This is a genomic window from Albidovulum sp. (genome assembly GCF_049646345.1).
Lineage (GTDB): Bacteria > Pseudomonadota > Alphaproteobacteria > Rhodobacterales > Rhodobacteraceae > Albidovulum.
This window is the reverse complement of sequence record NZ_JBARVQ010000554.1, coordinates 1-7,964: the sequence shown is the minus strand read 5'-3', so window position 1 is coordinate 7,964 and position 7,964 is coordinate 1. Positions and strand designations below refer to the sequence as shown.

General features: G+C 63.0%; 2 protein-coding genes. Both read right to left on the bottom strand.

Going from position 1 to position 7,964, the window contains the following annotated elements; all coding sequences use genetic code 11:
- On the bottom strand, positions 1-5,718 hold a 5,718-nt coding region (locus tag WBB85_RS14290; RefSeq protein ID WP_432639277.1), incomplete at its 3' end, for a hypothetical protein.
- Positions 5,711-7,612: a M23 family metallopeptidase gene (locus WBB85_RS14285; protein ID WP_432639276.1), complete on the bottom strand. Its 1,902-nt coding sequence runs from the start codon at positions 7,610-7,612 to the stop codon at positions 5,711-5,713. The genes WBB85_RS14290 and WBB85_RS14285, both read right to left, overlap by 8 nt.
- Positions 7,613-7,964: the final 352 nt, after the last annotated feature.

The following is a 7,964-nucleotide window of genomic DNA, read 5'->3' as shown; positions in this document are numbered from 1 at the left end:
ACCGCCGACCAGACGGGTGGTGTCGGCCAGCCGCTTCAGGTCGTCGGCGAAGGCGCGGGCCAGATAGGACTGCGTCCCTTCGGCCTGATCGGCCAGCTGCGCCTTGCGCAAGTCCTTGTCGGGGGCACCTGCGCCGAAGGCGTCGCCCAGATCGTCCAGCTCCTGTTCCTCGGCGGCGGCCAAGAGCGCGTCGTCGTAGTCGTGACGGCCTTCCTCAAGCTGGCGGCGCGGGTTCTCGGCCTCGCTACCCGGTGTGTCGAGCCGGTCGTCGCGCAGGCGTTCGACGATCTTTTTGCGTGGTGCGCATAGTTCGAATTTTCCGTCGTAGTTGCCGGGGAACGGGTTATTCTCGTCTCCGTAATTTGCGGCAACGGCCGGGAGGTAGCATCCCGCCAGTTGCGTGCCGAGCGAGAGCGACACTCCGCTGACCGAGCCGTCTTCGTTCTCCGGCTTGGTTGTCAGATGAGGGTGGCAAAAGAGGTCGATGGGTGCGAAAGAATTCGCCGGTTTCCAGGTGAATCCGTTGGTGTCCTTCTCGATGACGTAGACCTTGGAGCCGTCATCGGGAACCTTCAGCTCCGCGTATTTCGTCTTGCCGCCGAAATCCTTCGGCACCGGGTAGAACGCCGGCGTGTCGGGCGAGGGCATGATCCACCCGAACCAGAGCCGCATCTCGCCCGCCGCGTCGGACTGGCCGCGCGCCAGCGCCAAACGGAAATCGAGCGGTTCGGATGGCGTTTCGTCCTCCTTTGGCGGCTCGACCGCGGCGGCCATCGCGAGAGGCCCGTTCGCGACCTCGGGCAACTCCAGGTTCATCGACCGCAGGATCGCGCGCGTTTCGCTCCGCGCCATGCCGCGCGCGGCCATGGTGCGTTCGACCGCGACCGCCTCGCGCCGTTCGAGGCTCGACAGCGACTGCTCCTGCGTCAGACCGGGGATGGGCGGGATGCCGCCCTCGTCCAGATAGGACTTCATGTAGGGCTTCATCGCGTTCCGCGCCCTGTTGACGCCGTCGGCACCGACAGCGACCGAAACCTTGACCTGTAGGCTGCGCCCGAAGGCCGAGACGATGAGTGTAGCGCGCCCACGGAAGCCCAGGTCAGCCCGACCAGCCCATCCCACCTCCAGCACCAGGACGATTTGAAGGTCGAGCCGGAAATAGATGTCGATGCTGATCTTGACGAAGCGCAGGTTCAGCCGGAACCAGGCGTGGATCGTGAACTGGATGGTGACCGAGAAGCCGACCACGGCGTAGATGTTGGAATCGAGTGGTTTCGCAAGCTGGATTCCGATCATCAGGCGCATCGCCAGCGTCACGGTGATCTTGGCCGAAACGCGGACACCGACGATGCCCAGCGACAGGCCTCCGCCCAGCTCGGTCCTGCCGGTCGCCGAGAAATAGAGGCCCTGCACCAGAACGCCGCGCTCGACCCGGAACAAGACGCCGCCCCGGCATTCGAGCGTCATTAGCCCCATGTCGAACTTGAAGAACAGCCGGTCGGGCCAGCCCAGCTCGGCATGGACGAGGCCGGGTTCGGCGAGAAACGTAGCCTCGAAATGCGACTGGTCGAGCACCTTCTTGACCTGCTCGGGAACCGGTTTGCCCGGCGGGCCCAGATACGGGTTTTTGCCTTTCGCGGCATGGATCAGAAGCCGGCTCTTCGGCGCGGAATAGAGCATGAAGCCGATTCCCAACGGCCGCTGTCGCATGTCCGACCGGTTCTCGAAGAAATCGTCCGCGCTAACCGGGAACCAAACCTTGGTCGCCGCGAGGAAGGTCAGGTCCGAGCGGAGGAAGATCAGAAGCTGCGCGACGACCGATTGCAGCTTCTTCTCTTCGGCGGCGTTGTACTTGAACGGGGCAGAGTTGGCCGAGGCCATCGAGAACACTGCTTCCAGCCCGATCGACCAGCGCCCGCGCTCGCCGTCGCGCTCGGCGTCAGGTGCCCAGGCGTCGAGATCGGCCAGCGTCTGGTGGTTGTTGATCTCGCGTTTCATCAGCGCGACCAGCGGCCCCAGCCGGTCCTCCTCCTCGAAGCGCTTGATGATCACCGAGGTGTAGCGGTAGCCGAAGCCCAGCCCGACCTGGCGGAGGTACATCGGCAAGGGCCCGATCTGGTAGCTGATCTTCGCCGCCTCGACGGCGATGAACCAGCCCCGCTTCCAACTGTCGGTTTCCTCCGCCCGCAGCTTGGTGAACGCGAAGGAGGCCGTCAGCTCGGGCATCCCCGGGATCAGGATGGTGCCCGACCCGGCAAAGCCCTTCAGGAGGTCGGTGTCGTAGTGCCTGAGCTCGCCCGCGATCTTGAACCCGCCCGACGCGATCTCGACACGGATGCCCTTGAAGTAGAACTGCGGCAGGAACTCGCCCGGCTTTGGAAAGCCGATATACATCCGGTGGAAATCCACCTTCGCGCTCAGCACGTCGCCCGTATCGGCGAACTTGGCCTGACCGCCGATTATGATCGCCGGTTTGCCCCCGAACGGTCCGAATGCGGGGTGAAACCCGATCGAGCGGACCTCCATCTCGAAGAGCGCGAACAGCGGGAAGACCTTGGGTTCGGTCAGCGTAGCGATCAGCTCGACATGCTCGAAGAACTCGTCGCTCAGCGGCGCGTCCAGGAAGTCCATCGAGATCGACTGGAAGTCTTCTAGCACGTTGAACAGGTACTCGGCCCCCTCCGGGACGAACTGCATCGAGCCGGTGATCAGGAAGTGCCAGGCCTGCTGCGCGATGCCGCCGGCATCGTCCATGCCGATGGTGACCTTCGTCAGATCGAAGCGGAAGCGGGTCCCGCGCGAGAAGATCGGTGCCTTGCCGTCGCCCAGCGAGATCTCGAAATCAGCAATCCGCACGACGCTGTCGTCGCCCTGCGTGAGGCGCATCTCGAAGCTGAAGGGCGCCTCGTTCAGAAGCGCGGGCATCCGGCCCGAGCCTTTGATGGAAACATCCTGCAATTTGCCGCCGACGATCCGAAGCGCGGCCTCCTCGAGTAGGAACGGCGTCTTCAGTCCAGGAAGTTTTAGCGTCGTCGCGACCATCGAGGCGGCGACGTCGATACCCGCCGGTCCGATCTCGAGTTCGGTGACGAGGAAGGTCATCCCGTCGCCGACGTCGTCGTTCCGTAGTATCAGGTCGACATTCTCCGGCGCCTTCAGAACCATCCGCCCGTCAGTCATGTCGAGGGTGAACAGATCGGCGGTATCTTCGGTCGCTTTATCCTTCTCGAAGATACCGTCCAGCTTCAGGCCCTTCAGCAGTTCGATGGAGGTCTCGGTGTACTTATACTTTCCCTTGCCGCCCTCCAGCGGCAGCTTCTCCGCCCAGTTGGGTGGGGTGTCGTCCACGTCGACCGAAAGCCCAAGCCCCGCCTCGCCGTCGATGCGCAGAGACAGATCGTCTAGGTCGAAGCGGAAGGTGACTGCGCCGTCGATCTTGGTGCCTTTCGAGAGCTCGATCGCGAGAGCCGTAACGATCAGGATGTCGCCCTCGTTGAGCCGGATATCCGTGATCGAGAACGTGACGGCCTCGCCGAACAGCTTGGAAATCGCCTTGTCCGCCGCCTGCTCGATCATCAGCCGCCACGGCCCATCCTCTTCGAGCTTGATCGGCTGGAACGCCTCGTAGGCCAGGTCCGTCGGAGCGGGACGCGGAAGCGGTCGGGGCGGGCATTCATTCGGACCGGCCGTATTGTAGCTCTGGGGGATGATTGCCGGAACGCCCTGCTCCGCGATTCGGAAGAACTGCGGGCCCTGGCCCGACTTCCAGCCCACGACCCTGAGCGCGAAGGGCGTGGGTGCGGTCGTGACGCCGATGGCGAGGCTGAGGAACGGGTCGCTGTCCTGGACCTGCCGCTGCCCGCCCTCGGCGCGGAGCGACATGCCGACCGAGATGTTCGCGAGCGGCCGACTGGTTTTCGGATCGTTGGTGAGAACCGGCGCGTTCGGCCAGAGGAACATGTAGGAGGCCGCGTCCCCGTCCAGCCCCTGGCGATAGACCAGGCTGTGGGTGTCGGGCTTGACGACGCCGATCGAGACGCCAGGAAGATCGAGCCCGTACCGTCCGGGTCCGATAACGGCACCATCGAAAGCAACGTCCTCGTGCGGCAGGATGTGGGGACTGTCGGACTCGATAGTTTCGGGATTGTCCGGCGTATCGACCGCCTGCCAGTCAAACCTAAGCTGGGTCGTGCGGCCATCGGGGCCATCGGCGAACCAAGCCACCTCCAGCGCGGCCCGATAGGCCTTCGCGTCGTCCGGCACCTTGCCCGCGGGCGCGGTGCCCAGAATGTCCGAGGCGAGCGCCTTGATCAGCTGGTTGCCCTTCTGCTGCCACGCGATGAGAAATCGTTCTCCAGCGGTGAAGTCGCCGTCGAGGATTTCCAACCCACTCTCGTTCGGCGCGCTGGGCGGCGGCGGGTCCTTCAGCTTCTGCACGAAGGTCATTCGCGGGACGTCTAGCTTGTAGCCGAGGAACGGTTCGGCGTCTTCGCCCGCGAAGAGCTTCAGTCCCTTGCCCTCGGCCGTCATCACACTCATATCGCGCAGATGCAGCCGAAGGTCGGTCTCGTAAACTGGTTCCCTGGAGAACAGGCCCGATGTGATCTTCAGCCCGCCAACCTCGAGCACGCCGTCGAAACAGAAAGTGAATGGCTTGCCTTCGCTGCCGTCGCCGCCTGTGCCGAATAGGCCCAGTGTCAGCCTCCAGCACTCGGCTTGCAGCGTGAGTAGTTCGAAGGGCAGCGAGAACGTGTATGGGTCTACCTCGCCGGCTTTCGGATACTTGTCTGACGCGAAATGCGCGAAAAAGACGTAGGTGTTTTGGTCGCTGGAATAGCTTAGCCCGACGGCGAAGTCGTCCCACGTACCAAGCTTCTGGCCGTCCCACGAGGCGGTCAGCTTACGCAGATCGGCGTCGATGAGCCAGCCGTCGTCCGGATTGCCGCTGATCGAGAAGCGCTGTTCTTCGAACCTGAGCCCAAGCGGAAGGTTCAGGTTGATCGGCAGCTCGCGGTCCCAACGGTACTTCGGCAGCTCCTTCAAGATGTCATCGCCGGTGTCGACGATCTCCTCGAACCATTGAAGCAGGTTCGGCATCTCCCAGGGCGACCAGAAGCCGTCGTTGTCCGTGTCGGGCTCCTCGTCGGGATCGCTCGACAGATTGAAGCCGCCGATGCTGGGCAAAGGCATCCAGCCGGTGTCCAGCATGAAGGTCTCGACCCCGAGGCGGACGAGGATGTCGGACGTGCCGAGCTGCAGCTTCGGGTCGACGATACCGATCCCGGCGAAGACGCGGATGATAGCCGTTGCCTTCGCGTCGATCCTGTTGCCTTCGACGTCGGCGGATTCGACCGCTTCCGAGGCAATCGCTGTTACATCCCAGTAGAACAGGATCGACCACGCGGGCGCGGTCTGATCGAAGGGCGGCGCGCCTCGTTCGAGGATCACCTTGCTCAGCACCGAACCGCCGCCCGGTGCGAAGCCGAGGCATGTTTTCAGTGTGCCCGGTGTGGTTACCTCGAAGCGGATGCCGTCGTCGGTTGTGAGATCGAACTCGAGGGGTATCGGATTTCCATCCTTGTCGTCGAGTTCGAATAACAGCTTGCCGGTGTTGTCGCCCGAGGAATGCTGGATGCGGATTTGGATCTTGCGCTCGAACGAAACCTCGCCGTCCGCCCAGATCTGAGCGCTGGTCTTCAAGAGCGTCGGGTCATTCATACCGCAGCCCGCCCGTTTCCCTAGACCATGCCACGTCGCCCATATGCCCGACCCACTCTAGGTTGGGCTGGTGCGGTGCCCCGGCGGTCGTGTCCTCGTGGCGCGAGAGCTTCGTGGCCCCCTCGAACAGGGTCGCGTTGTTGCTCACCAGAACTTTCAGGACATTGCTACGGAATGCCTCGACCTTCGCGTCGTCGAGATAGCCCGTCGCCTTCTCACCAAGCGCCAGAGCCTTGCCCGAGATCGCCGTCACGCGCGCCTGAACCTTTGCGACAAGCGCGTTGTCCGTTTCAAGCCGGTCCGCCGAGAGCCGTATCACGGCATGCAGCACGCGGGTGGCCCAGAAGACGTCTTTGAGGACGCCATAGACATAGGGTTTCGCGTCAATGCCTTCCTTGTTCTCGAACTTTGAAGGCTCCGGAAAGGTCGCGTGGCGCAGGCTGCCCGAGCCGCAGGTGACCGAGAAGACCGAGGTGCCCTTCAGCGAAGCCACATGCAGCGCGCCGACCGTTTCGTGATAGCGCGTTGCCATGACCTGACCCCGGATGCCGATCCCGGTCTGGGGTTCCGCGCCTCCGGTGAGCGCCCATTGACGGCAAAGACCCGAGATCAGCGGACCGAACATCAGAATCCAGATCGCCTCGTGCAGCGACAGCAACATCGCGGCGGCATAGGGCGCGCGCGTGCCCGCCGTCGCTTTTGCCATGCTCGCGGCATTACCTTTGGCGCGGTCGAGGCTGTCTGCCAGCGTGTCACCCCAAACGTCCTTGTTCCGGGCTTCCAGATACGCCTTGAACCACGGTTCGCGGAGCGGCTGGCCCGCCGCCGGGCCGAAGAGCGCGTAGCGGACATGTTCGATGTCACTCGCCTTCGTGCTGTTCAGCCGAGAGGAGGCGAAGGCATAGGCCTTTTGCGTGGCACGCAGGTAGCGCGTGTTATTGGTGTCGATGGCGCGGTAGACGCCGGGGAACGGAACGCGGGACGGCCTGCGGTCGTTTTCGTCCTTCGGCTGCTCGGCGATCCGGATGCCGGGCCGGGTGCCGGTGTCGAAGCCGGCTGCGAAGTCCCTGATGTAGAGCAGTTTGTTCTCGGCCCTGAGCCGCCCGTCGTTGCCAAATGCCGCTCGGTCGTACTGCCGGGCCTTCGACTTCTTCGGATCGCCGGGGAACAGCTCGACGCGGTCCGGGTGGTAGGCGAAGCGCTCGTTCAGGATGGGATAGGGGTCGTGCGTGGTGCTGCCGGTGCGCACGCTGATGTGGATATGCGCGGCGTTCACGCCGAATTCGAGCTCCTTCGAGCTGCTCTCCAGGTCCCGGTCGGCGTTTCCCGACTTACCGATGAACCCGATCAGATCGCCCGCCTTCACTTCGAAAATCGTCGCCCCTCGCATCTTTCGGCCCTCGGGCACGGGCGCGAACCGCGAGAGGTGGCCGTAGCTCAGGACTATGGCGTGCGTCTTGCCGCCGATCTTGACCGAGAAGCTCAGATCAGCGCGGTTCCCGAGGCTATTCCAGTTGCTGTGCTGCGAGCGCTGCGAGAGCTCGCCGTTGACCAGCGCATAGACTGGTATCTCCATCGGCCATGGCAGATAGGGCGCGTAAAGGTCGAAGCCCTTGTGCTTCCGGTGCCGGATGTCCTTTTCCTTCGGATCCTGAAAGCTGGCCGCGTGAAAGGTGCTGTTCCAAGGCTGGAAGTAGCCATTTCCCGCCGGATAGTAGCCCCGGATCTCGCCGTAGTAGGTTGCGCGTTCATCGCTGCCGTAGAGCTTCTCGCCACTTGGTTTCTCGGCCAGTTGCAGGGGATACCAAGACTTGTAGCCGAAGAACCCCTGATCGGCGCCGTCCGACACCATGCGCTTCTGGATCGCGTCCTGAACCCCGGCGGGAAGCGTCACGGAGATATCGGAGTTTGGGCTGCGCTGCCGCGCGGACAAAGCGCAGCATCGATGAAATGAAACAACTCCCCCCCCCTCGAAATTCGCCTTAAAAACTGAATACGGTTGAGGAAAACATACGGAAAGGATTCGCTCAAGCCTTTTGCTGGCACCCGAGATGGGCCTAGAAACATGCCCTACACCATCGCGGTCCGACAAAATTGGTTGCGTGGTGATTTGCACCTATGGGCCTAAGCCATTGATTTTGTAGAAGCCATTGAAGCCGAAATTACTTGAGCTCCGGCAAGTCACTGAATCGATTAGATTTTTGGGCTGGATTGGTTGCGGGAGGGCGCAGCAGACGATCCCGGCG